Source organism: Olsenella sp. Marseille-QA0557 (genome assembly GCF_965119725.1).
Taxonomy (GTDB): Bacteria; Actinomycetota; Coriobacteriia; order Coriobacteriales; family Atopobiaceae; genus Coprovicinus; species Coprovicinus avistercoris.
In genome coordinates this window covers 1,017,643-1,043,493 of record NZ_CBCPMI010000001.1, presented here as the reverse complement: position 1 = coordinate 1,043,493, position 25,851 = coordinate 1,017,643, and the positions used below count along the sequence as shown (strand labels likewise).

Here is a 25,851-nt window from a genome sequence, read left to right as displayed (position 1 = left end):
AACACGCCGCTCTGGCACTTTCTATATCGATTATATGCTCAGCTGCATCGGTAGAAAACAGCTATGCGAAAGCTAGCATACGAACACTTCTACGAGAAATTGCGGCCAAGTACGGTGGTGTTATATGCACGAGCCAGCTGATTCATATTGCGAATCATCATGTAAATAGCAACGTAAGAGCCAATACCGCAGACAAGGATACCAACGAGATACCACATGAGAAGCGTTGTGCCTGTCTCCTGGAAGCGCATTCCATAGCGTGGAGCATTTGCAGACATGCGATTGCCCACTTTATAGATCCACCAAATGTTGTAGATGCCGCAGGTAATAATGGAGAGCAGAATATATTGAGCAAGACCTGGTGTCTCTTCTCCATCGCCTTCGCAGGCAATATTGAGGTCCTCAGCAATGGAATGAATAAACCAGAAGCTATAAATACCGCAGGTAACCAGTGAAAGAACAATATAGAGAGCGAGGCTTCTATCGTCCTTAAGTGGACGTGAATTTGCATATGCAGGCGGGGGGGTCATCATATTCTGTGCGGAATACGGATCGTATGCCTGATACGGCTGCTGCTGGTAGGTATTCTGATAAGGATTCTGTTGAGAAGGACCTTGCCCTCCTTGTGGAGCGGAGCCTCCTGCTGGAGCACCCACACTTGCGCCGCAATTGGGACAAAACTGAGAATTATCCGGAATCTGATGTCCGCAGTTACCACAGAACATGAGCCTCTCCTCTCTTAAGTTCGAAAAAGGCAACCTAAAGATAGCAAGCATTGCCACACATTACCAGGCAGAGCTTCACTCTGAGACAAATCGCTAACAAAGGAACTGCAACCAGGCCGGCTTACCTACATTTACAACATCGCCTGGTCCCACAATATTGCCTAACAGTTGCAAATCACAGGGATTAAGCAGGCGCACCACCCAGAGAGTGAGCAGCGCTATAAGAAAGAACACAACAATCGCATTGCGCACCACTTTCCCACGCTTTGTCTGTATGGGCACAACGCAAGCAATAAATGCAATCGGAAACAGCCAAAAGAGCGGATGATACGCAAGCGCAGCCAGAGGATGCAGCTGTAAAAGCTCAATCCATGCCCGGGTCATACCACAGCCAGGACAGGATACACCCGTAACAAAGCGAATGGGACACCCCACACCAATAAGAGAAAACACGCCAGCTACAACTGCAACAAGTGCGAGGATCTCAACAGCTTCAACGATGGCGCGTTTCCAAGGCCGTTCCATAGAAGGCATTATTTTTCGTTTTGAGTTGATTTGCGAGCAGGACGTACTGAGGCTTTCTTTTTTGCTTTTGTCCCCGTCTTACTCGAACGCTTTGCAGTTTTCTGTGACGTCTTAGTAGAAGTGTCACCCTTCTTTGCAGCGCCCTTCTTTCGAGTGCTACTTGCAAGGGCGCGATGCACGCCGGAAGCCCCTCCCGTTGCAAGGCCCTCGACAAGCTCAAGGCCTTCCATAAGGCGTTGCTTTCCAACCTCTTTGAGACGAGCTACTTCTTCCTTTTGTTTTTCAAGGTTGCGCTTGGCCTTCTCAGCAGACTCATCTGGAATAACCAGCGTTTCTGGATCAATCGCCTCCATATGAAGCGCCTGCTCAGGGCACACATGTGCACAAGCGCCGCAGCCAACACAGTAAACCGACTCAACGCGCACATGGCCTGTTGCATCTAAATCGATGGCATGAGTTGGACACACATGTACGCACTCACCACACATCGTGCAGCGCATAGGATCAAACGAAGGTGCTGTGGGTGAGAAACGCTCGGCAAGCGCTGGATGAGCTTGCAGTGCGCTTAAAATGAGCTGACGCTTCTGCACGATAGTGCGCTTACGTTTTTGCGTGGTATTAGCACCACAGATCTTCTCAAGAGAGTTTTGTAGCTCGGTGATTTGGCGCGAATGATCTTGAATACGCTTTGCTACAACTTGTGCACCTGCCAACACTGGGTTAGCCGCCGATACTGCCACCTGGCCAGAACGCACCAAACTGGACATAAACTCACGTCGCTCGTATGAGCGTTTCTTGGCATGGTTGAGGTTGGCTTCTTCCATCTCGAGACCAACACCACGGCCTGCAAGTTCCTCTCCCTCGGCAATATGTTCAGAAAGAGCGAGCTCGCCGGTGGTAGTACGGCACTTATCGCAAATACCATACGGCAGATAAACACTCACATTGGGATAATCAACCAGGATAGAGAACCATACCTCTGTTGGAACACATCCAACACAGGGCAGCAAAATCTCATTTTCCTCAGGCGGACGCCCAAGCGCACGTGTGCATGTTACATAGCAGCGTTCATGAGAAGCAGCTGCCTTTGCAATAGCATCATAGGTTTGACGTGCAGAATGATGCATATCGCTAAAGGCATCTGTCGGGCAAGCAGCAATGCACAGACCGCACTTGCGGCACGCATCCGACACACGAATATTGCTACCTTCAATTTGGATAGCATTCACTGGGCACACATCAACACAACGCGTGCAGGTAGTAGGGTCTTTCGAAAGACAGCTCAAACAATTGGTGGAATTTGCACGCGGCTTCCATTTGTACTTTGAAGGATCCCAAGCCTTTTCTTGCTCTCCAGGATCCTGTGCCAGAGCACCTACAAGGTTACCCAGCGGATTGGAAACAGCCTTCCAATCTTTCTGAATGTCGATAAAATCATCGAGCATATCGCGCTTATCCGCCATGGATCCCCCTTATGATGCTCTTACATGCAGTTGTTTATTGTACCTTGCTGTGCACTCCTCATACCCGGCGAGCTACATATGCACGTGAAGTACGAAAACTGTCTTTTACAAAGCCAGAGCGAAACACCGTATAAAAGAAGGGCTCCGCTTAACGCGGAGCCCTTCGAAGATGACCGTTTTCCTAATCGCGCTTGGATTAGTACATGCCGCCACCCTGGCCGCCCTGAGCAGCAGCCTGGGAGATAGCCTCCTCAATGGTGGTGTTCTTCGGCTCATCAGAAACGGTGGCCTCGGTGATGAGGATAAGAGATGCGACAGAAGCAGCGTTCTGGAGTGTGGTGCGGGTGACCTTAACCGGGTCAAGAACGCCCATCTCGATCATGTCGCCATACTCACCGGTAGCGGAGTCAAGACCCTGGCCAGCAGGCAGGCTCTTAATCTTCTCGACGACAACAGAGCCCTCGTAACCAGCGTTGTTAGCAATGGTGCGAACAGGTGCCTCGAGAGCCTTGCGGATGATGTCGACGCCGATCTTCTCATCGGTATCAGAGCACTCAACGTCGTCGAGTGCAGAAGCAGCCTCAACAAAGGCTACGCCGCCGCCAGCAACAATGCCCTCCTCGACAGCTGCACGGGTTGCCTGAAGAGCATCCTCGATGCGGTGCTTGATCTCCTTGAGCTCAACCTCAGTAGCAGCGCCAACCTTGATGATAGCAACGCCACCAGCAAGCTTAGCAAGACGCTCTTGAAGCTTCTCACGATCGAAATCGGAGTCGGTGTGCTCAATCTCTGCCTTGATCTGGTTGACACGCTCGTCAATAGCATCCTTGGCACCAGCGCCACCAACGATGGTGGTGTTGTCCTTGGTGATCTTGACAGACTTAGCACGGCCGAGCATCTCAGCAGAAACGTCGGTAAGGTTGATGCCGAGTTCCTTCATAGCAACCTGGCCGCCGGTGAGGATAGCAATATCCTCGAGCATACGCTTACGACGATCGCCATAGCCAGGAGCCTTCACTGCAGCAATGTTGAGTGTGCCACGGAGCTTGTTAAGGATCAGGGTTGCAAGAGCCTCGCCGTCAACATCCTCAGCAACGATCAGCAGAGGAGCGCCGGACTTCTGTACAGCCTCAAGAATAGGAAGAATGTCCTGGATGTTGGAGATCTTCTGATCGGTCATCAGGATGTAAGGATCCTTCAGCTCGGCTGTCATGCTCTCGGTGTCAGTTGCGAAATACGGAGAGATGTAGCCCTTATCAAACTGCATGCCCTCAACGGTGTCGATATCCATGCCAAAGGTCTGGGACTCCTCAACGGTAATAACGCCATCCTTGCCCACGACCTCCATAGCGTCAGAAATCTTCTTGCCGACCTCAGGGTCAGAAGCAGAAATCGTACCAACGGAAGCAATCTGCTCCTTGGTAGAAATCTCGTGTGCAGACTCCTTCATCTTGGCAACAACAGCGTTAACAGCCTTATCGATGCCACGACGAATAGCAATGGGGTTAGCACCAGCAGCTACGTTGCGCAGACCCTCATTGACAATAACCTGAGCAAGCAGGGTTGCTGTGGTGGTACCGTCGCCCACGGTGTCGTTGGTCTTGGTAGCAACTTCCTTTACGAGCTGAGCACCCATGTTCTCCACGGGATCCTTGAGCTCAATCTCCTTAGCTACAGAAACACCATCGTTGGTGATGGTGGGAGCACCATAGGAACGCTCAAGAGCAACATAACGACCCTTGGGGCCCATTGTGGTGGTAACAGCATCAGCCAGGGTGTTTACGCCCTTGGCAAGCTTGGCACGAGCATCGGTGCCGAATGCAATATTTTTAGCCATGGTATTCCTTTCGGATGAACTAAATATTTTTGCGTGTTTGTGAACAGGTAGAAATTACAAGGTGTGAGGTCTTAGTCCTCGATTACGGCATAGATGTCGTCAGCACGAAGCAGCAGGTAATCCTCGCCGTCAATCTTTACCTCATTGCCACCAAACTTGCCATAGAAGACCTGGTCTCCAGCCTTAATATCCATAGCAATGCGTTCGCCCTTATCATTGAGCTTGCCAGCGCCAACGGCGATTACCTCGCCGCGCTGAGGCTTCTCCTGGGCACCGCTCGAAATATACAGACCTGTAGAGGTTTTCTCCTCTTTAGGAGCAGGCTTAACAAGAACGCGATCACCCAAAGGCTTCAGTGTCATATTTAAGAACCTCCTTCTGAGCGCCCCAACGGACGCACATTACGACAACAAGTTCATGTTGCCGTTCACTCCAACGTTCAGAATTCTACCCAGACACACGAACTTATACCACAGAAGTGAAAAAATCTTCTAACTTCAACTTAGATTTTCTATCTTTGGTACGCGCATTTCATACATGATGCCCGCAAAATCAATGCAGGCATCATCATACTCGCTGTCATAGACATCGCTCTGAGCTTTATCGTAAAACCTATTCGGATAAAACCTCAAGCTCCTCAAGCTCTGCAAGCCAAAGATCAGCACAGGCATCCGATGGCATACGCAAATCACCGCGTGGACTTACAGCAGCAGAACCAACTTTTGGTCCATCGGGCAAACAGCTCCGCTTAAATTGCTGTGCAAAATAGCGACGATAAAAGACCTTAAGCCATCCAGCAATGGTTGCATCGTCGTAGCGCTCTCCCAAAGCATGACGAGCCAAGCGGAATACTTTGCGCGGAGACATACCGTGACGGAGCACTTCATACAAGAAAAAGTCATGCAACTCATAGGGGCCAACAAGATCTTCGGTACGTTGCGAGATCTTTCCGTCGCCTGTTGCTGGTAGCAGCTCAGGAGAAACGGGAGTATCCAACACGTCAAGCAACACGGTTGTCTCGACCTCATTGCCACAGCTATCGGCTACATAGCGCACAAGGTGGCGCACAAGTGTTTTGGGCACGCTTGCATTCACTGCATACATTGACATGTGGTCGCCATTATAGGTAGCCCACCCCAGTGCGAGTTCAGAAAGATCGCCAGTACCTATAACCAGACCGCCCGCTTGATTGGCAACATCCATAAGAATCTGCGTGCGTTCACGAGCCTGAGAATTTTCGTAGGTAACGTCGTGGACGGACTCATCATGACCAATATCTGAGAAATGCTGACGCACAGCAGGAGCAATGGAAATCTCATGCAAGTCCACCCCAAGTGCATCTGCTAGGCGCACCGCGTTGTCATGCGTGCGATCAGTCGTGCCAAAACCAGGCATAGTGATTGCAATTATGCCCTTGCGATCGAGCTCTAAGAGGTCAAATGCTCGCACGGTTACCAACAGAGCGAGTGTCGAATCGAGCCCACCTGAAAGGCCGATAACTGCATGGCGAGAACGTGTGTGTGCAAGACGCTTTGCAAGACCATGGGCCTGAATTGCAAATACCTCTTCGCATCGCTCTGCTCGACGAGCAGGATCAGACGGTACAAACGGATGTGGATCAATCCATCGCGTAAGGGCTGTCTCACACGAAAATGCTTCTTCTCCCAATGAGAAGTCCACGATTTCATATGAAGCAGTTGCAGAGGTTGCATATGTCGACATCCGCGTACGTTCTGAGATAAGCAACCTGACATCAATCTCAGAAACAGCACGACCTTCTCCAAAGGGTTTTCCCTCTGCCAACATACGGCCATTCTCGGCGACCAAATCATGTCCTGAATACACGACGTCCTGCGTGGACTCTCCAGTGCCTGCACTTGCATATACATAGCCGCAAATAAGGCGCGCACTCTGCCCTGTTACCAGCGATCTGCGATAGTCCGATTTGCCAACCAGCTCATTGGATGCCGAAAGATTGCAGATAAGCGTTGCACCAGCTTGAGCGTGTTCGATGGAGGGGGGCTGAGGCACCCAAAGGTCCTCGCAGATTTCTGCTGCCACTACCAGTTCAGGCAGCTCCTCACAACGGAAGAGCACCTTTGACCCAAAGGGCACAGAAGTATTTCCTGCATAGGAAATATATGTCACCTGTTTGGAGCCACGTTCAAAATGCCGACCTTCATAAAACTCGTTGTACGTCGGAATATGAAGTTTGGGGACAAGACCAAGGAGCACACCACGTGCAAGCACTGCGGCACAGTTATAGAGCTTGCCCATAACGCGCACCGGCACACCAACCAGAAGAAGCGCATCCAAATCGACTGTCTTGCTTGCAAATGAAGATAAACCCTCTTCAGCAGCACGAATGAGCGTTTCCTGCCAAAACAAATCCTCACAGGTATATCCCGTGAGTGCGAGCTCAGGCAAAACCACGACACGAGCGCCTTCACTCTCAACCACGTTGCGTGCTGCAGCAATACAAGCTTCAACATTGCTTACCACATCAGCAACACGAACCTCCGACGTTACAGCTGCAACTTTTACAAATCCATCTTTCATGCGTGGTTCCTCTCGTTACCAGAAGCACAATTCGCACGGTAGACGCATGTACCACCAACATACGTTGCCATTGTATGTGCATCGAGAATAGCGTCTGCTGGACAGGTAAGTAAATTAGTATCCCAAACGGCAAAATCTGCCAGATATCCTAGTTGCAGCATCCCAAGATCGTGCATGCGGCCTACTGCTGCAGCGCTGCCCAAAGAATAAGCTCGCAGCGCTTCTGCGCGTCCAAGATTGTGCTCGGAGTGCCAGCCATCTTTCGGCAGATGAGTCTTGGGGTCTTTGCGTACGATAGCGCTATACAACACCTCGCGAGAATCGGGAGAAACGACAGGAGCATCCGTACCAAATGCAAGGGTAACTCCCGCTTTGTTGAGCGTATCAAAAGGCCACATACGGGCCGCGCGTTTCTCACCAAGATCTCTATCAGGCTGTGTCGTATCAATCACAATATGGGGTGGTTGCACCGATGCAATTACATGTGCTCGTGCCATAAGGTCAATATCTTCTGAGCAAATATCTTCAAGATGCTCGATAGTATTGGCGCCCTGCGTAGGAGCTCCATACCTATCGAATGCCTCAGCAAATATTTCTGCTGCACAATGAACGGCTTTGTCACCAATGGCATGAATGCGAACAGCATGCCCACGAGCAGCAGCACCAAGCACAAGAGCGCGCATACGCTCAGGAGCAACGGTTGGACGTCCGCAATCCCCTTCAAAACGCGGATTTTCATAAGGCTCTGAACACCATGCCGTGTGCTGACTCGACACACCATCAAAGAACTGCTTAAAGCCAGGCGCTCGAATGTAATCGCCTTCTAAACGCTCTTGCAAATGCTCAAGATTGCTCTGGTCATCAGTAAGTGTCGGGAACAGATGAGCTCGCACACGTAAGGTACCGGCAGCTTCAAGCGCTTCGTATACATCCGGCCTTATGCCGTCTGCACCCGGAATAAGAGAGAGCGCCATGTCACAGACAGCGGTAATACCAAGGGCATTGAGTTGTTGAAAGTATGCCTTATAGATCGGGACAAGTTCTTCTGCGGTGAACGAACCCAAAATAGCGGCCATAGCTTCCATGCCTGCAGCTTCACGCAGCACGCCCGTAAGATGCCCTGCTTCATCACGATCATATGACCCTCCAACAGGAGGCTCACTCTCATCGGTAAGGCCAAGCTTCGCCAAACCTGCCGAATTAGTCCATACGGTATGCCCGTCCCCTGAATACATGGCAACGGGTCGATAGGGAAAGGCGTTGTCGAGTGAAGCGCGTGTTGGTGCCACGGGCGGATTCCACAGGTTATCGCGCCAACCATGAGAAAGAAGCCACGAGGAGCCGGGGTGTGTTTTGGCAAACGCGACCATGTGAGCAACGCAGTCTTCCTCAGAACTACCCGCATACTCTTCTGCACACGCCGAGGGAAAAAGCGCTGCATCCAGCACATGCTCATGTGCATCATGAAAACCCGGGCAGATAAAAGCGGCGCCAAAATCGACAATCTCATCGTCTGGCCGACGGTGTTGTTGAAGCTCATCCAGTGGAAAGACAGCAGTTATACGAGCATTCTCAACAACAATACAGAGCGGAAGCACCCTGTCTTCCGCTCCGGTAAATACCTGTTCTGAACAGAATATGGTCCTCATGTGGCACCTCTATCTGTGCTCAGTGATTGTTGGACCCATTCTCTCACACAGCTTGCTCAGTTCGGCTTTCTGTCACATAACCGATACGTGACATTATTGCTCGAGATATCGAGCGAGAAACTCGCGTGTACGCTGCTGCTTTGGCATGGTGAGCATCTCTTGAGGTGTACCCCGTTCCACGATAACGCCCTGATCCATAAAGACCACTTCATCAGATACGTCACGCGCAAAAGTCATTTCATGAGTTACCACGACCATAGTCATGCCTTCATCTGCTAAATCACGCATGACATTGAGAACTTCACCTACGATTTCTGGATCCAACGCCGATGTAGGCTCGTCGAAAAGCATGAGGTCGGGACTCATACAAAGGGCACGCGCAATGGCAACGCGCTGTTTTTGTCCACCCGAAAGTGTGGATACACTGGCGTGAGCAAATTGTTCCAAGCCAACCTGTGCAAGGCGCTCTAACGCAACTTCTTCAGCTTCTGCTTTGCTCATACGCTTGAGCGTCACAGGTGCAAGAGTGCAATTATCCAGCACATTTTTATTGTTAAAGAGGTTGAACCTCTGAAACACCATGCCAATACGCTCTCGGAGAGCATTGACATTCACGCGATCCGCCGCAAGGTCTGTACCACGAAACCAGACATGTCCTGCATCGGGCACTTCGAGCAAGTTGATGCAGCGTAAAAGCGTTGATTTGCCCGATCCCGAAGCACCAATAATCGTTACAACCTGACCAGGCATGACATCGAGATTAATGCCCGAAAGCACTTCTCTGCCGTTAAACGATTTTCTCAGTCCTTCAAGGCGAACAACCGGTTCTTGCTCTATAGACTCCTCTATCTGCAACAACATAGCCTACGCCCTCCCCTCTTCGGCTGTTTGCGAAGCAGCTGTTGGCATGGGCATATCAGAAGTGCTCATAAGTGGTTGTGGACGCACATCAAGGCGACGAGCAAGCATGCCGAGCAGGTGAGACGCGATGAGCGTAAGCATGAGATACACCACCGCAGCGACCAAATTTGCCTGGAAGTTCTGATAGTAAATACCTGCAACCGTTCTACTTGCAAACATGAGGTCAAACGTACCAATAACTGAAAGTACGGAAGAGTCCTTAATGTTTACTACCAGCTCGTTAGAAAGGCCGGGGATAGCATTCTTGATACCCTGCGGAAAGACAACTTTGCTCATTGCCTGCCACTGACTTAAACCCAAAGAACGCGCAGCTTCAGCCTGGCCAGGATCAACTGATTCGATACCTCCGCGCAGCACTTCCATCATGTAGGCGCATGAGTTAAGCGAAATCGTTACAAGACCTGCTATAAACGTGGTCCAAATTCCATTGATTTGCGTAACGCTCAAAGTCGTTGCACGAAGAAGATTGAACACACCGTAGTAGATAATGCAGCCTTGCACCATCATTGGTGTGCCACGAACTATCGTGCTGTAAAAACGAGCAAATCCGCCACCCACAACTTTAAGAAAACGCGTGAGGTCGTTGTCGGGCCTATCAATTTGCTGCACACGACAAAAGACCAACAGAATGGCAAGAACAAAAGCAATGATGGTGCCAAAGAGTGCCAGACCAACGGTGGTCATGGCACCCCTTGCAAAGATGTCACGGCCTTGCCACACCATATAGAGCGTGCTTGCAAGCGCATTGTCTGGACGAGATGTCGAAGTTGTTGCCTCAACCCAAGCAGCAACAAATCCCATGACCACACGGTCAATGAACAGAACAAGCGTGATTGCCCATACTACATATGAGCCAATGCGCAAAGCGTGGCGAACGCCCGTACGAGCAAAAGGCGAAACCTCTGCGTAGGTATTCCAATGCAGAAGTTTAACCACCAGTCCCGCAAAGGAAATAACCAGCCACAATACGAGCAAATAGTACATGACAAGCTCAAGAGTGTAGTAATGCGCCAAAAAGCTCATCTGAGATCGCGGGGAACTCGAAAGTAACATGCCGATTAGTGCAACAACGCTGGTACCGAGAAGAACATAACGGTGATCGTTGAGCACGAATGACGCCACGCGCCCAAGGCACGTGGTCTTACGTGCTGAATCCATACAATATCTCCGATTCTGTAGCGTGAATCAAAAAAGAAATGACCCTGGTTTCTTAATGACCAGGGTCATAAAAAGTCTTTACTCGGGCTGTCGCTCCATACAGGCGGTCCATAGCTCCTGACGCTCATCATCAGGAATAGCTGCAATGGCCTCATTTACCACAGCGAGAGCAGCATCTTGTCCCTTTGCAACGCCAGCGTTGTCTGGCATCTGAGAGCCCTCAAAACCATCGGTAAGGTCGAGAACAACAAAGTCGGGATAGGTATCCAGCAGATGAGGAGCACTCATCTTTGAGAAGGTGATTGCATCACAGGCACCACTTTCGAGGCGCTCTACAACCAGAGGTACAGTCTCAGCAGGTGTCATGTGATTGACGTCTGGAATCTGATCAATAACGTCGTCATACATGGTTGCTTGCTGGCCAAGTACCGATGCGCCAGAGAGATCTTCCAACGTTGTAGCAGAGGCATACTGAGAGTCCTGCTTGGTAATAACCACGATATCGTCGTCAAGATATGAGTCTGAGAAATCGATAGTTTCCGCACGCTCTGGAGTGGTAGACATGCCTGCGCAAATGATGTCAATCTGACCATTTACCAGGGCATCAACCAAACCGTCAAAAGAGAGCTTTACTGCCACCGGCTCTACACCAAAGGCATCGGCAATTCTCTTGGCAATCTGAACGTCATAACCGTCTGCATAAGCACCGGAAACATTCTCAATTGGAATCGTGTACTCAGATTCCTCAGAAACCTGCCAGTTGTATGGCGCATACGCAGCTTCCATGCCCACACGGAGCACGCTGCCATCGCCCAACATTGCATTTCCTGAAGCGTTTTCAGCAGACTCTGAGCCATCCGAAGTTCCCTCAGCAGCTGGTCCACAACCACTCAAAAGGACAGCACCGCCCAAACCGAGCGCAGCAATACCAGACGCCTGTAAAAAGTCACGACGAGTGAAAGTACGCTTGCACTTGAGATCACCAGGGGTGGTCGATGTGAAGCGGACGCGTGCATTGATGTCGGACATACTTCTCCCCTTTCGATCCCGTAGCTCTGGGCTATTTTGGAATAAACGATGCAAACCAATTCGGTTCACGTGGGGCAGAAGATACGCTCTTTGTCACTTCCTCAGAAGTGGCAATTTGTGCTTCGTAACACAATAGCAATAAATTGGATTGGATTTTAGATATGTTTTAAGTCCAATTATGCCAATATCAGCCTCATGAGGATACGTGCCAGCTAGGGCACACCGGCGCATCAGAAGTTGCCCACATACCTAAAGGTGCATTGGGATCAGCATCAATGGTAAGCGGGGCAAAATCGTTTGCACGATAACTGCGCAGGGCTGCTATGCCAATCATTGCTGCATTATCACCACATGCTCGCATGGGTGGCACCGTTACGCGCACGCCGCGTTTTTCAAGAGCTTCTCGATAGGCAGCACGGAGACTTGGGTTTGCAGCAACACCGCCGCCGACACAGAAATCTTTTACGCCGGTTTCTTCCACGGCAGTAACGGCCTTTGCAACCTGTACATCAATTACAGCCGCTTCAAAGCTTGCTGCAAGATTTGGCAAATTAATTGGCCGGCCAGCACGATTCTCTGCCTCGATATACGTAATGACAGCCGTTTTAAGACCGGACAAGCTAAAACGATAGTCGCCACTATGCATCATGGCTCGTGGAAAATGAATAGCGCGCGGGTTACCTTTTGCAGAAAGCTTTGAAATAACGGGGCCGCCTGGATATCCCAGTCCAAGCGCCTTAGCTACCTTGTCAAACGCCTCTCCCACCGCATCGTCGATCGTAGCGCCCAGTACTTCATAATCGCCCCAGGCGCGTACGTGCACGAGCATCGTATTGCCACCCGATACCAAACTGGCAACAAAGGGCGGCTTGAGATCTGGGGTCTCAAAAAGATTTGCCATAAGATGGCCTTCGAGATGATGCACGGCAATAAGTGGCAGGTCAGCAGATACGCAGAGTCCCTTTGCGAACGCCACGCCCACTACGAGAGCACCCACCAAACCAGGCCCTGCTGTCACTCCCACGGCAGAAAGATCGGATGGTAAAAGTGTGTCAGTCCCAAAATGTTCACCGGCACGAGCCATCGTCTCTTCAAAGACACCGACAATGGCTTCGGTGTGTTTGCGGCTTGCAATCTCGGGCACAACGCCACCGAAGCGGGCATGGAAATCAATTTGGGTAGCTACAACACTTGCGCAAACCACTCCATGCGAATCGGTAAGAGCCATTGCTGTCTCATCGCATGAAGACTCAATTGAGAGGATAAGCGGACCTGCCTCACGTATCATGCGCTGTGATTCTTGAGAGCGTTCTGCAGCTTGTATGGGCCATGGTCGAATCGAAGGAGCAGGTTCAGGATGCGTATCTGAACCTCCAATAACTTCAGCAGCAAGCGGCAAAGACACATGCAGAATGAGAGCATCGTGCCCCTTTGCATAATAGTGAGGACGCTTCCCTGCCTGAGTAAGACCAAGGCTTTTATACAAAGCACAAGCAGGAGCGTTGTGCTCATCAACTTCAAGTGACAGCGTTGAGGCACCAAGCATCTGTGCATCATACGCAACACGCGCTATCAGCCGACGAGCAATGCCTTCACGCCGACGAGCGCTATCCACAACAAGTTCTGCAACCTCAAAGTCTGATCCAGCGATGTATCCGCCGGCAAATCCAATAATTGATCCCTGGTCGTGTGCTACCCACCAACTGCGTCCTGGCTGGGATAACTCTTCATAGAATTGCTCATTTGTCCAGGGCGTGTGTGCGCTCTTTTCATACGCAGCTTTTTCAAGTTTGGCAACCGCCTCTGTGTCATTAAGTGTCATAGGACGAAGCTGCAAATGAATATTTGCAAGAGCATCATCAACACCAGTGAGCTCAACAGAGGCGGGTTTTTTAAGTCCTAAACGCGTCCGTTCTGCTTCTTCTGCATCGGAGAGGCGCGTATAAATTGGCAGCACGAGCGCAGGATCACCATGCGCTGGATCGCCGCCAGAAAAGGCATGTGCTTCAAGAGCTGCTCGCAACAGACCTTCGCCCGTTGGATACCACACATCCTCTTCGGTGAATCGTGTAAAACCAGCTGCCTCAAAACGCGCTCGATATTTAAGAAGACCATTGCCTGTGAGTGTGAGCTCCTGAGCATCTGTGCGTGCCGCCCAAGCTTTCACACAGGCATCTGCCTTGATAACAGTCTCTGCTGGAAAGGTTCTATGTGCACCCGTGTTATCCAGCTCATAAATCCCTGGATAAACCTCTCCTCTCATGGCATCTCCTGCAACAGCGAGTTTGCCACGAACACCTCGCAGCCACGCTGACCAGGCCATGGCATCTAAGGCTGAGGTGCCAAACAGCGGCAAACCCGCCCCACATGCCATACCTTTTGCCGTTGCAATACCAATGCGCACGCCGGTAAAAGAACCTGGTCCGCGACCAACGAGCACTGCAGTAATATCTCGCATAGTAAGGCCAGCGTCAGCAAGCGTGCTTTGAACGGTTGTAACCAGCTCCACATTAGCCTGGCGCCGACAGAGATGGTCATTGTCTGCCAGAAGATCCACTTCACCTTGAGCATCTATCCGCCCAACTGCGCAGGCAAGCATGTCTGTAGAGGTATCGAGGGCAAGAATATATCCCTCATTGACACCAGTAACATCCTTAGGGCACATATCGCTCATGGCAACTCTTCTCAACTCGACATTTGTAACCCGTCTAGTTTAGCCTTTCATGCTCCTCGACAACGGCTTTCATAAGAAGGTTCAGAGGCCAGGTGCGATTTATTTTGGTGAGCAGAGCTTTGTGAGGAACCACGCAGCCTGCTTCACGGCTCTTTTCGAGATATTCATCCACTTGAGCATCGGAAAGACCACAGAGAAGAACGAATTCTTCGCACTCAGGGCTCGGACCGGTATAGGGCATTGGAGCGGGTCTGAAGCCTGCAAGACGTGCACATGCTCCCGCTGTATCCCCTAAGTGCTCCGGCGTAACCGTCCGTGCCACAACGCCCATATCATGCAAAATTGCTCGAACAGAAGCGCCTTTCTCGCCATCAGAGGGAAGCCCCCAGAGCACCGCGCAGGGCACGGACTCTGAGGGCTTCCGCTTCTTGGTGGCCTTTTTTCTTGGCCTACCAGACATTAGCCAAAGTAACGCTCGAGCAGGCCCTTAAGAGCCTTGCCATGACGGGCTTCGTCACGAGCCATCTCATGAACGGTGTCATGAATAGCGTCGAGGTTGTTCTTCTTAGCGCAGGTGGCAAGCTCGACCTTACCAGCGGTGGCACCGAACTCGCAGTCTACACGCCAAGCAAGGTTGGACTTGGTGTCTGCCTTCATGTTGGGCTCAAGCTCCTCACCGAGCAGCTCGGCGAACTTAGCAGCGTGCTCAGCCTCTTCGAAAGCAGCCTTCTCCCAGTACAGACCGATCTCAGGATAGCCCTCACGATGAGCAATACGAGACATGCAGAGGTACATACCAACCTCAGAGCACTCACCAGTAAAGTTGCTCTTCAGCTGCTCAAGGATGTAAGCCTTGTCCTCATCGGAAACATCAGGATTATCCTTAACGGTCTTGTCATAGATACCGTAAATATGCTCAGCCGCGAGCTTCATCTCGCCCTCGACCTTTTCGAACTGGCTAGCGGGAGCCTTGCAGACCGGGCACTCTGCTGGCGGCTCGTCGCCCTCATAGACATAGCCACAGACTTTGCAAACCCACTTCATGATGAACCTCCTTGTTGGGCGGCGGAGCCCCTCCGACTCCGCCTTCCTCTCCTATGCATACGGGATATACCCCGTAAATGCCATTACTAACTATTCCCGTTCTTACTGATCTGCAGAAGGCATTTCCTGCGAATCCTCAGCTTTTTGACACGCCGGACACACACCGTCAAATTGCAAGGTATGCCCAGTAATAACGTAGCCCGAAGCTTGAACAGCCTGCTCGTTTATCGAGCTGAGAGGCGGAATCATGACATCATCCACGCGCCCACAGCAGGTACAACGAACGTGATAGTGCTCAAAGCTCCGATGATCAAAGCGATCGGCGCCGTTATTAATCCGAACGCGACCGATCTCCCCTTCGTCGGCAAGTTTACCGAGCGTGCGGTAGACCGTAGCCTTTCCAATACTGGGATGCTCTGCATGAACAGCATCGTATACATCGTCGGCGGTAGGATGATTGGCCAAACGGCGAAGCTCCTCAGCAATAATGGTGCGCTGTACGGTGTTCCTGCTGGCCATGACCCCTCCTTTCGATGTAAGGGCATCATATCATATTGAGAATTATTCTCAATTGAGAATTTATATCATTTAGAAAATTTTTTCAGTTTCTCTGACAGCGCCGAAAGCAGCTCTTCTCCACGAGCGTCATGGGCAACTAGACGAATTTCTCGAGCTGGCTCAACTCCAAGTTCATCCTGAGAAGCGCTGGTTTGCCCATCTGAATCATGTTGATCACTTTCAAGCCGAACGAGAAACACATCTATTCGCTCCTCGCCAAGCTCTTCTGAGAACTGTTCGCCCCACTCGATAACACAGACATCTCCGGCACCCAATACATCAAAGATGCCGGTATCTTCCAGCTGATCCGCATCATCAATACGGTAGAGATCAAAGTGATAAAGCGACAGATTGGGGCCCGTATAAACCATCTCGATCGTAAAAGTAGGGCTGGTAACATCAGCGGTTATCCCCATGCCCTCTGCGATACCTTTTGTGAGCTGAGTTTTGCCAGCACCCAAATCTCCTGTGAGGACAAAGACATCGTTGGGCTTTACGAGCTCACCAAGTTGTTTGCCCACTGCAATTGTCTCTTCACGTGAATGGGAAATAAAACGCACCTCGTCTGTTGGCACGTGAGCCATTATGCATTTCCTTCCACTGGATGTTCTGCCAGCCACGTCCCCACACGTCGTAAGTCCTCAATGAGCAGGGGCTCCCAGTCTGGATGATAGATTGTGGCCGCTGGATGAAAAGTCGGGGCTACTACGAAATGGCCAGCCTGATGCAACTTGCCACGTAAAGTCGTAACGCCTTTATCTGTTTTTAGTACCCACTGTGAAGCGAAGTTCCCTAAACAAACCAATACATCTGGCCAAATAGAGCGAATTTGCTCTCGAAGGAACGGTGCGCATGCCTCAATCTCTGCCGGGCGCGGATTACGGTTTGAAGGAGGACGGCATTTCACCACGTTTGCAATATATATCTCTTCACGAGTGAGCCCTGCTTCGCCGAGCAGCGCATCGAGCTTATGGCCTGCAGCACCAACAAATGGCTCGCCCTGCAAGTCCTCATTTCGCCCGGGGCCCTCTCCAATAAACATGACGCGAGCATGTGGGTTTCCAACACCAAACACGAGGTTTGTACGCGTTTGCCCCAAAGGGCAAAGCTGACAATTTCCCATCAGAGATTGAATCTCTTCAAGACTCACCTCGCGCGGCCGCTGGTGATCGTGGCCAGGAATATGCATAACGGACATGCGCCGCCTCCTACGCCCTTGTCGGTCTAAACGTAAACTTTTTCGAGGCGCATACCAAAGTTGCAGGTAACCTCATAGTTAATGGTGTCACGAAGTGCAGCTATATCATCTGCGGTAATGCAATCGCCATCCTGCTCGCCCATAATGGTGACAAGATCGCCGCAGGAAACTGGATGTGCCGGCCTATAGGAACGAGCCCCGTTAACATCAACGGCAAACATGCACTGATCCATGCAAATACGCCCCACCTGGCGGCAGCGCATACCCCCTACCAACACTTCCATCTTGCCGGAAAGATTGCGTGAAAGACCATCGGCATAGCCTATAGGAATCGTGGCGATTTGGATATTCTGCTTAGGAACTCGATAGACATAACCGTAGCTCACGCCTTCTCCCACCGGAGGAAACGCCGTTCGTGTTACACGAGCACGTACACTCATTACAGGTTCCAAATCCAGCCGAGGCACTGTTACCTCTGAAGGATGCATGCCATAAAGGCCAACTCCCACACGGCACATATCAAAATGTGTCTCGGGATGAAGGATCGTGGCTGGTGTATTGTCACAATGCACCAAGCCTGGGTTCAAACCCGCTTGTTCAAGAGCAGTAATAGTATCGGTAAATCGCTTCCACTGAAGATCGAAGTCCCAGCCCTCAAGTACATCGGCAGTAGCAAAGTGCGTAAAGGTGCCCGCACATTCCAAACCACGATGAAAATCTATAGCCCTTCGAAACTCCAAAACTTCCTTAGGCAAAAGGCCTATGCGATTCATGCCGGTATCTACGGCAAGGTGATAGCGGCCAACACGATCCATTGAGGCGGCGCACTCACCATATGCCAGAGCAAAATCCTCGTTGTAGATAGAGGGCATGAGATCATAGTTAACCAGTGTTGCTACACATTCCATCGGCGGTTCGGAGAGAATCAAAATAGGCTCTTCGATTCCCGCTTCGCGCAGCTCAATGCCCTCTTCAACAGTTGCAACAGCAAACTGATCCGCCCCAGCCCCACGCATGACGCGAGCGCACGGCACTGCTCCATGCCCATAGGCATCGGCCTTTACAACACACATAAGCTGTGTGCCACGTCCCAAACGGGATTTAAAGGCACGCGTATTACGTCGCAAAGCCGCTTGGTCAATCTCAATCCACGCCCATCGTGTATCCGGGCAGGTACTATTACGCATTCTGACCGCCTACTTCGTTTTCATCAACTGCTGAAAACGGCTCGGGAGGATAGGCAGCACGACGCTCCAAGGCATCTGCTGCAAGTCCAACGCACTCAATAATGTCTGTTGCCATGACCCCCATAGAGCCATGACGATCAGCAGCTATTGAGGCGGCTGTTCCGTGAATTTCGCACCCCAGAGCGCAGAGCAATGGAAGCAGCTCACCGTCTGGCACATGATGCGCAAGCAGCGCGCCGATAATGCCAGAAAGCACATCGCCTGAACCGGCTGTTGCCAAGGAAGCGGGACCGGGTTTGGGCAACAATGCCGTTTCTACTCCCACGCACGCCGTTGCGGTTCCTTTGGCAACAATTACCAGCTCGGATCCGCCATCAGCCCATACGATTCGACGGGACGCTTCAAGCGCAGACGTGAGTGAGTCGGGCGGAGTATCGGGGAGACCCATAAGGCGTCCAAGCTCACGACGATGCGGCGTAAGCACAAGAGGAGCTTCTCTTCTGATAAGTTCGGGGAAATTGTCCAAACGATTGGACGTGAGTCGTGCGAGACAATTAAGCGCATCGGCATCCATTACCAGCGGCACATTGCATTCGAGCAAGGTGGAACATATAGACACTGTTGAGGCATTTGCGCGCATGCCAGGTCCCACCACAACCGCAGAACTGCGCTTTGCTAGCTTTGCAATAACTGGAGCAGCATCCGCAGAAAACGTGCCCTCAGCCTCATCACAGGTAAGAGGAACCACGGGAATTTCTATAACATGCGATTGAATTGCTGGGGCAGCACAGGCAGGTACAGCAAGGGTGACATAGCCAGCTCCTGCGCGTGCAGCGGCACGAGCGGCCATGATAGCCGCTCCGGGGTAGCGAGCAGATCCTGCTACGACAAGCACTGAGCCTCTCGTGTACTTATCAACCGCACTCGAAGGAGGAACCATCACATCCAGGTAATCCGACGGATCAGGGCGCAGGGCAACCGGCCCTTCATCGGCCACCAAGCGATCGGTTTGTTCTGCGAGCGGCGCGATAACGATAGATCCGCACATATCACGGCCCTCATCAGCCAAAAGACCTGGCTTCAGAGCGATCATGGTTACGGTTACGTCGGCATAAACGCCGCCTGAAATTGCATGACCTGTCTGAGCAGAAAGACCGCTTGGGACATCCACCGCCACCACGCGGGCACCCGAAGCGTTTACCGTATCAATCCAAATATCAAATGGAGCTCGCAGTTCGCCATGAAAACCTGTACCAAGCATGGCATCAAGAGCAACGTCTGCAGCATACAGAAGATCTTCGAGCTTCTCGCGGGGAGGAGCTACCACAACGGGCACGCCGGCATTTACCGCGCTTTTTGCAACCACAAGTGCCAAGTCACTTCTTAACGACTCAGGTGGAACAGGTGAAACAACCGTAACAGCGATACCTGCATTATGGAGGTCTTCGGCTGCTACCCAACCATCACCACCATTATTGCCAAAGCCAACAAGCACTACGACTGACTCTACGTCGCCCATGCGTTCAATTTCTTGTGCACACGCACCGCCGGCACGATGCATAAGCTCAGAAAGGCTGACACCTTCCTTTACAAATGCCCGTTCAACCGAACGAACGTCCTCGACATTGAGAACCGGCTGCATTTCTATCACTCCTCATGAGAGGTCTTAGCAACCTCTTGCGTTGAAACTGTATTTGGTTCGACAGGCGCTTCATCAACCCGCTCCAGCTCGTCCAAGAGTGAACGTGCCTCACGAAATGAAGCGGCTAACTCAGCTTTGGGGTCCGGCGCTTCTGACTGTTTGGGTCTAGTTGCTTCAGTAATTGCTACTGCATTGGCCACAGCATAGTCGTGAGTAAACGAAAGTGACAGGGCAATTTCTTCCACTCCGTGAGCTTGTGCCACTTCTGCCGCACGTCCAGCAAGCATCGCATGGGGTCGGCCCGTATCATCACGTGTTACCGACACATCCTGCCAACCAATGCCGCCAGAAAAACCTGTGCCCAATGCTTTAAGTACTGCTTCGCGCGCAGCAAAGCGACAGGCATAGTGCTCTGCTGGACGGGGTTTACGCTCACAGTAGGCGCGCTCCTCCTCCGTGAAAACACGCTGAGCAAAGTGAGGATTACGCCCAATTGCACGCTCTATACGAGCTATGTCTACTATGTCTACACCAACGCCGGCAAGGGCCATGTATACCCCTATTCCACCGTGACGGATTTGGCGAGATTGCGCGGCTTGTCCACATCGCATCCTCGGTCGAGTGCAACATACCTTGCAAGCATCTGCAAATGCACGACAGTCACCACCGGCTCGAGAATCTCATCTTCTACCGGAGGAACCCAGAGAACACGATTGCAGAGTGCAGCCACATCGGCATCTCCATCGGTTGCCACTGCAATGCACGTAGCACCTCGGGCGATAACCTCTTCAATATTGGATACGGTCTTATCATGCCAGTGATCTCGCGGAACCACAGCAACCACGGGATAGCCTGGTTCGAGAAGCGCAATGGGGCCATGCTTCATTTCGCCTGCCGCATAAGATTCTGCGTGCAAATAGCTAATCTCTTTGAGCTTAAGAGCACCTTCTGCTGCGGTCGTAGCATTTACGCCGCGACCAATAAACAGGCTTGAATAGGCACCTTCGAACTCGCTCGCAGCGACGCGATCTTGCCAGCTACGTTTGAGTACCTCTCGAATAATGTCAGGGAGTTCCCGAAGTTCCTGGTACTTCTCAGCAACCTGAATGTTATCGAGCTCGCCTTTGCGATGCGCAAGGTAGAGCGCCAACAAGAAAGCAGCAACCATCTGAGCGGTGTAGGCCTTTGTAGAGCAGACGCATACCTCAGGGCCTGCTTGAATATACAAAACACCATCACTCTCGCGAGCAGCTGTGCATCCCACCACATTGGTAATGGCAAGTACCTTTGCGCCAAGATCATGCATCTTACGCCCTGCTGCGAGGGTATCGGCTGTTTCACCCGACTGGGTGATAATAACGCACAGCGTATGATCGGTTACCAGTACGTCGTGATAGATAAACTCACTTGCTGTTTCCACGACAACCGGCACCTTTGCCCACGTCTCAATTGCTGTACGGGTGATAAGACCCACGTGATAGCTGGTGCCACAGGCAACAACATAGACTCGATCAATAGTTGCAGCTTCTTCGGCTGTCATATCGAGCTCGTCCAAGCGAATACCGTCGGAGCCCAAACGATCGGCAAGAAGACGCTCGAGCGCCTCGGGCTGCTCTGCAATCTCTTTAGCCATGAAGTCGGGATAGCCACCAAGGGTTGCCGCTGAAGCATCCCAGTCAATCTTGTAGGTAGCCGGACGAGACACAAGCGTTCCGTCGTGAGAGATAACGCGGACGGACCCATCTTTGTCCATACGCGCAACCTGACCATCTTCCAACTGAATAACTGTCGAAGCCTTGCCGGCAAGCGCAGTAACGTCCGATGCGGCATAGGCACCGTCACCTGTTCGAGCGATAACAAGCGGCGAACGACGGCGAGCAACTACAATTTGACCAGGATTATCTGCCGAGATAACAGCAAGTGCCCAAGAACCCTGCAAGCGACCACAAGCAATACGAACAGCTTCCAGCAAATCGCCGTGCGCAGGACCGTTAAGCGAATCCTCTACCAAGTGCGCTACGACTTCTGAATCGGTGTCTGATGCAAACTCATGGCCTGCTGTAAGCAGCTGCTCTCTGAGCTGGCGATAATTCTCAATAATGCCGTTGTGCACAATGGCAATGCGACCAGAGCAATCCAGATGTGGATGTGCATTCTTATCCGAAGGGGCACCGTGGGTTGCCCAACGGGTATGTGCAATGCCACTTGTACCAACCAAATTAGCTGTGGCACAACGCTCCTGCAAAGTAGCCACACGGCCAGCGCATTTTACGCCGTGCAAACCACCGTCGGGTGAAAGTACTTCTATACCTGCAGAGTCATACCCGCGATACTCAAGCGCTGCAAGACCTGCAAGCAAAAAGGGCGCAGCCTGTTCTGAGCCCGTATAGCCAACGATTCCGCACATGGAAAGCCTCCTTGTGTGAGTTGGGAAAACGCAATAACAAGAAAGGTGCTACCCCATCTATATCGCTCAATAGTAGCAGCGCAGCACCTTGAAACACGAATGTCACACTCTGAATGGCGCAAGCGCATCAATAACAATTTGATTGGCCTGCTTGCAAAGATCATTATCAGGCGCTTCGGCAAGTACACGCACAAGAGGCTCGGTTCCACTCGCACGAACGAGCACGCGCCCGTTCCCTTCGAGGAAGCGCTCCGCCTCTGCAACAGCCGTCTTGGTTGACTCAGCTTCCATTGCCGCCTGCTTATCGCTTACGCGAATATTATCGAGCACCTGCGGATACAGTTTCACTGGACGCACTATCTCTGAAAGCGTTTCGCGCTCAGCTCGCAGCACTTCCATCAGACGAAGGCTCGTCATAATGCCGTCGCCGGTTGTCTCTATATCACCAAAAATAATATGTCCCGACTGCTCTCCGCCGAGCGAATAACCATGCTCACGCATGCATGCATAGACGTTTTTATCGCCCACATCGGTTGTGACGTAGGAGAGCTTTGCAATATCGAATGCCTTAAACAGGCCGAAGTTTGACATTACCGTAGGAACAATCGTACCGCCGGAAAGACGTCCGTGCTTGTTGAGATACTTACCGCATGCATACAGAATGAGATCGCCGTCCACCACATGACCACGCTCGTCTACTGCAATACAACGATCCGCATCTCCGTCGTAGGCAAATCCCACATCAAGACCCTGCTCAACAACATGACGCTGCAGGCGCTCAATATGGGTTGAACCGCAGTCAACATTAATATTGAAGCCATTGGGAGCGTTGTTGATTACGCGTACATCGGCACCAAGGGCATCAAAAACCGGCTTTGCTACCGAAGAGGCTGAACCATTAGCACAGTCCAAACCAACCTTTACGCCCTGCAGTGAGAAGTTCGCACTTGAAATAAGGTGAGCAATATAACGATTGCGTCCCTGCATGTAGTCAACCGTGCAACCGATAGCATCACCCGTTGCAAGAGGCACTTCCATTTTGTCGTCGATATAATCTTCAATTTGCTCAAGGACGTCTTCGTCCATCTTATAGCCATCGCCATTAACCAGCTTAATGCCGTTATCGGTGTAGGGGTTATGCGAAGCAGAAATCATAATGCCGCAATCAAAACGACCATCAACCGTTTCGAACGCAACACCTGGCGTAGGGATAACGTGCAGCATATAGGCATCTGCACCGGAAGCAACAAGGCCGGCAATAAGAGCCGATTCGAACATGTAGCTTGAACGACGGGTATCTTTACCCACTACAATACGTGCCTTGCGGTTTTGACGCATTCCATAATACCAGCCAACATAACGGCCAATCTTGAAGGCGTGCTCCACATTGAGGCCTTCATTTGCACGGCCGCGAAAACCATCCGTCCCGAAATACTTCATTTAAGCTCCTTCTGTAGGACAAACAGTGCCCCACGTACGGGTCATAGACAACACGTATCTCTTTGTATGGTAACAACGAATAGGCCTATTCCGTGTCTGGTGGACTCTTTTCCTAAAACTCTCCCTCAGTTCAAAAAAAGGGCCTGCCGCACATGCGACAGACCCAAACAGACAAGATGAATCGCGAGCGTTTAGCGCTTGGAGAACTGCGGACGCTTGCGGGCCTTCTTCAGACCATACTTCTTGCGCTCGACCACACGAGAGTCGCGGGTGAGGAAGCCAGCCTTCTTGAGATCAGCGCGATAATCGCCAGCATCGAGCAGTGCGCGAGCAATGCCCAGACGAAGAGCGCCAGACTGGCCATTGATGCCGCCGCCATCAAGGCGAGCAATAACATCAAAGTGATTAACGGTGTCCGTTACGCGGAACGGCGCAAGAGCGTTGTCAACGAGCTGCTGACGGCCAAAATACTGAGCGGCGTCACGGCCATTAACAGTGACTTTGCCAGTTCCAGGAACGAGACGTACGCGGGCAACGGCCTCCTTGCGACGGCCGGTACCGGTGTAAACGGCGGTGTTGTCAGCCATCGGTTAAGCCTCCAGATCAATCTTGGTGGGATTCTGTGCAGTGTGCGGGTGCTCAGGACCAGCATAAACATGCAGCTTCCTGAACTGCTGGCGACCAAGAGTGGTCTTGGGAAGCATGCCCTTTACGGCGTGCTCAATGACACGCTCAGGGTGCTTCTCCATAGCCTCCTTGTAGCTTTCCGTCTTGAGGCCGCCGAGCCATCCAGAGTAACGCCAGTACTCTTTGCTATCGGCCTTGTTGCCGGAAAGGCGCACCTTATCCGCATTGATAACGACGACAAAATCGCCCGTATCGGTGTGCGGGGTGTACTGAGGCTTGTTCTTGCCGCGCAGAATCATTGCGACCTGCGTAGCCAGGCGACCGAGGGTAGCGCCGTCTGCATCAACGAGTACCCAAGAGCGCTCAACCTCGCCAGGTTTGGCGTAACGAGTCGACTTGTTCACTTGACTCCTCCAACGTGCATGACCATGACCGCCGCTGGACCGACGATCGTTGCTATATCCTTTGAGAGTTTCACGGGGCTCTGCAAAAGAAGCCTAAAAAGTTTACACCACTGAGCGATTAAATGGGCGAGAAACTCATGACAATGCACAGTCTCACCACTTAAAGTTCGTGCACAAGGGTGCTGCATAAAAAGCCGGACGCAAACGCGCCCGGCTTCTCACTACATATAACTACTTGCAAATAGCAAGAAATGTAAAAGTATTACTCCTCAGCGTGCGGCAGCATGTCGTCCAGAATCTCGCATGCAGTCGCGCAATACTCACCGCAATGAACAAATGGATCCTCACGATCGCAAGGATTTGCGCCTTCAGGCTTAGAAAGATCGAAGCCACCAAGCAGCATCTTGCACTGAACGGTGCCATATTTCTCAGTGAAACGACGCTGGAATTCGCGGACCTTCTCCTGCATGATCGTATCTTTTTCACCGGGGTTTGCCTGGTCAAATCCGTAGGCCTCACCCAGAGCTACGCCAGCACCCAGAACAGCACCGCACATCTCACCCCAGAACATGCCGCCACCGAGAGCAGCTGTGCGCTTACGAGCTTCGTCGACATCAAGCCCCATAACCTCAGCGGCATGGCCCATTACACACTGGGAGCAATGGAAACCCTGTCCCAAAATCTCTGATGCACGCTCTGGGGTCATTTTTTCTGCCATGGTCCTCTCCTCTTTTCCTTAGATGCGAGGTGGCAAAAACGTATCCCCTCGATACGTAACCTCGCTATCTAGCCCTCAAAACCAAC

General features: G+C 51.6%; 24 protein-coding genes. All 24 read right to left on the bottom strand.

The annotated features are described in order from the left end of the window. Window positions 1-89: 89 nt before the first annotated feature. The 24 genes from ACQY6Y_RS04715 to ACQY6Y_RS04600 all read right to left on the bottom strand — a co-directional run bounded on the left by ACQY6Y_RS04715 (window position 90) and on the right by ACQY6Y_RS04600 (window position 25,765). Window positions 90-725 (bottom strand): DUF4234 domain-containing protein, encoded by a 636-nt coding sequence (locus ACQY6Y_RS04715; protein WP_428379155.1) that lies wholly within the window; start codon window positions 723-725, stop codon window positions 90-92. A 93-nt stretch (window positions 726-818) separates the two neighbouring features. Next, window positions 819-1,259 (bottom strand): DUF2752 domain-containing protein, encoded by a 441-nt coding sequence (locus ACQY6Y_RS04710; RefSeq protein ID WP_428379154.1) that lies wholly within the window; start codon window positions 1,257-1,259, stop codon window positions 819-821. Next, the gene (locus tag ACQY6Y_RS04705; protein ID WP_428379153.1) at window positions 1,259-2,713 is read right to left on the bottom strand and encodes a 4Fe-4S binding protein; all 1,455 of its coding nucleotides are present in this window, start codon (window positions 2,711-2,713) and stop codon (window positions 1,259-1,261) included. Before ACQY6Y_RS04705 ends, ACQY6Y_RS04710 begins: the two co-directional genes overlap by 1 nt. A gap of 196 nt (window positions 2,714-2,909) precedes the next feature. Next, entirely contained in the window at window positions 2,910-4,550 is a 1,641-nt protein-coding gene (groL, locus tag ACQY6Y_RS04700) for a chaperonin GroEL (RefSeq protein WP_428379152.1), read from the bottom strand. Window positions 4,551-4,621: 71 nt separating this feature from the next. Further along, on the bottom strand, window positions 4,622-4,912 hold the full coding sequence (groES, locus tag ACQY6Y_RS04695; protein WP_428379151.1) for a co-chaperone GroES: 291 nt from the start codon (window positions 4,910-4,912) through the stop codon (window positions 4,622-4,624). A gap of 250 nt (window positions 4,913-5,162) precedes the next feature. Then, complete coding sequence (locus ACQY6Y_RS04690) at window positions 5,163-7,109, bottom strand: NAD(+) synthase (protein WP_428379150.1); 1,947 nt, start codon at window positions 7,107-7,109, stop codon at window positions 5,163-5,165. Further along, window positions 7,106-8,758 carry an amidohydrolase gene (locus tag ACQY6Y_RS04685; RefSeq protein ID WP_428379149.1) on the bottom strand — a complete coding sequence of 551 codons (1,653 nt, stop codon included), beginning with the start codon at window positions 8,756-8,758 and terminating at the stop codon, window positions 7,106-7,108. Before ACQY6Y_RS04685 ends, ACQY6Y_RS04690 begins: the two co-directional genes overlap by 4 nt. A 93-nt stretch (window positions 8,759-8,851) precedes the next feature. Next, entirely contained in the window at window positions 8,852-9,619 is a 768-nt protein-coding gene (locus ACQY6Y_RS04680) for an amino acid ABC transporter ATP-binding protein (RefSeq protein WP_428379148.1), read from the bottom strand. A 3-nt stretch (window positions 9,620-9,622) separates the two neighbouring features. Further along, window positions 9,623-10,837 (bottom strand): amino acid ABC transporter permease, encoded by a 1,215-nt coding sequence (locus tag ACQY6Y_RS04675; RefSeq protein ID WP_428379147.1) that lies wholly within the window; start codon window positions 10,835-10,837, stop codon window positions 9,623-9,625. Window positions 10,838-10,915: 78 nt separating this feature from the next. Next, window positions 10,916-11,866, bottom strand: coding sequence for a transporter substrate-binding domain-containing protein (locus ACQY6Y_RS04670; protein ID WP_428379146.1), 951 nt, complete (start codon window positions 11,864-11,866; stop codon window positions 10,916-10,918). Between the two features lie 193 nt (window positions 11,867-12,059). Then, on the bottom strand, window positions 12,060-14,540 hold the full coding sequence (gene tsaD, locus ACQY6Y_RS04665) for a tRNA (adenosine(37)-N6)-threonylcarbamoyltransferase complex transferase subunit TsaD (RefSeq protein ID WP_428379145.1): 2,481 nt from the start codon (window positions 14,538-14,540) through the stop codon (window positions 12,060-12,062). A 34-nt stretch (window positions 14,541-14,574) separates the two neighbouring features. Continuing rightward, the gene (locus ACQY6Y_RS04660) at window positions 14,575-15,000 is read right to left on the bottom strand and encodes a DUF3783 domain-containing protein (RefSeq protein WP_428379144.1); all 426 of its coding nucleotides are present in this window, start codon (window positions 14,998-15,000) and stop codon (window positions 14,575-14,577) included. Further along, window positions 15,000-15,584: an NADH peroxidase gene (locus tag ACQY6Y_RS04655; RefSeq protein ID WP_428379143.1), complete on the bottom strand. Its 585-nt coding sequence runs from the start codon at window positions 15,582-15,584 to the stop codon at window positions 15,000-15,002. Before ACQY6Y_RS04655 ends, ACQY6Y_RS04660 begins: the two co-directional genes overlap by 1 nt. A 102-nt stretch (window positions 15,585-15,686) precedes the next feature. Beyond that, window positions 15,687-16,103: a Fur family transcriptional regulator gene (locus ACQY6Y_RS04650; protein WP_428379142.1), complete on the bottom strand. Its 417-nt coding sequence runs from the start codon at window positions 16,101-16,103 to the stop codon at window positions 15,687-15,689. A 65-nt stretch (window positions 16,104-16,168) separates the two neighbouring features. Continuing rightward, window positions 16,169-16,726 (bottom strand): tRNA (adenosine(37)-N6)-threonylcarbamoyltransferase complex ATPase subunit type 1 TsaE, encoded by a 558-nt coding sequence (gene tsaE, locus ACQY6Y_RS04645; RefSeq protein ID WP_428379141.1) that lies wholly within the window; start codon window positions 16,724-16,726, stop codon window positions 16,169-16,171. Further along, the gene (locus tag ACQY6Y_RS04640; RefSeq protein WP_428379140.1) at window positions 16,726-17,340 is read right to left on the bottom strand and encodes a uracil-DNA glycosylase; all 615 of its coding nucleotides are present in this window, start codon (window positions 17,338-17,340) and stop codon (window positions 16,726-16,728) included. The genes tsaE and ACQY6Y_RS04640 overlap by 1 nt, the downstream gene beginning before the upstream one ends. Window positions 17,341-17,366: 26 nt before the next feature. Further along, the gene (alr, locus tag ACQY6Y_RS04635; protein ID WP_428379139.1) at window positions 17,367-18,527 is read right to left on the bottom strand and encodes an alanine racemase; all 1,161 of its coding nucleotides are present in this window, start codon (window positions 18,525-18,527) and stop codon (window positions 17,367-17,369) included. Beyond that, a complete protein-coding gene (locus tag ACQY6Y_RS04630) occupies window positions 18,520-20,169 on the bottom strand; it encodes an NAD(P)H-hydrate dehydratase (RefSeq protein WP_428379138.1) in 1,650 nt (549 codons plus the stop codon). Before ACQY6Y_RS04630 ends, alr begins: the two co-directional genes overlap by 8 nt. A 5-nt stretch (window positions 20,170-20,174) precedes the next feature. Next, a complete protein-coding gene (locus ACQY6Y_RS04625; protein ID WP_428379137.1) occupies window positions 20,175-20,720 on the bottom strand; it encodes a holo-ACP synthase in 546 nt (181 codons plus the stop codon). A gap of 8 nt (window positions 20,721-20,728) precedes the next feature. Further along, window positions 20,729-22,576 carry a glutamine--fructose-6-phosphate transaminase (isomerizing) gene (glmS, locus tag ACQY6Y_RS04620; protein WP_428379136.1) on the bottom strand — a complete coding sequence of 616 codons (1,848 nt, stop codon included), beginning with the start codon at window positions 22,574-22,576 and terminating at the stop codon, window positions 20,729-20,731. A 102-nt stretch (window positions 22,577-22,678) separates the two neighbouring features. Further along, on the bottom strand, window positions 22,679-24,016 hold the full coding sequence (glmM, locus tag ACQY6Y_RS04615; protein WP_428379135.1) for a phosphoglucosamine mutase: 1,338 nt from the start codon (window positions 24,014-24,016) through the stop codon (window positions 22,679-22,681). A 191-nt stretch (window positions 24,017-24,207) separates the two neighbouring features. Then, window positions 24,208-24,603, bottom strand: a complete 396-nt coding sequence (gene rpsI, locus ACQY6Y_RS04610) for a 30S ribosomal protein S9 (protein ID WP_428379134.1) — start codon at window positions 24,601-24,603, stop codon at window positions 24,208-24,210. Window positions 24,604-24,606: 3 nt separating this feature from the next. Beyond that, entirely contained in the window at window positions 24,607-25,047 is a 441-nt protein-coding gene (rplM, locus tag ACQY6Y_RS04605; RefSeq protein ID WP_428379133.1) for a 50S ribosomal protein L13, read from the bottom strand. 262 nt (window positions 25,048-25,309) lie between these two features. Next, window positions 25,310-25,765: a C-GCAxxG-C-C family protein gene (locus ACQY6Y_RS04600; RefSeq protein WP_428379132.1), complete on the bottom strand. Its 456-nt coding sequence runs from the start codon at window positions 25,763-25,765 to the stop codon at window positions 25,310-25,312. Between the last annotated feature and the right edge of the window lie 86 nt (window positions 25,766-25,851).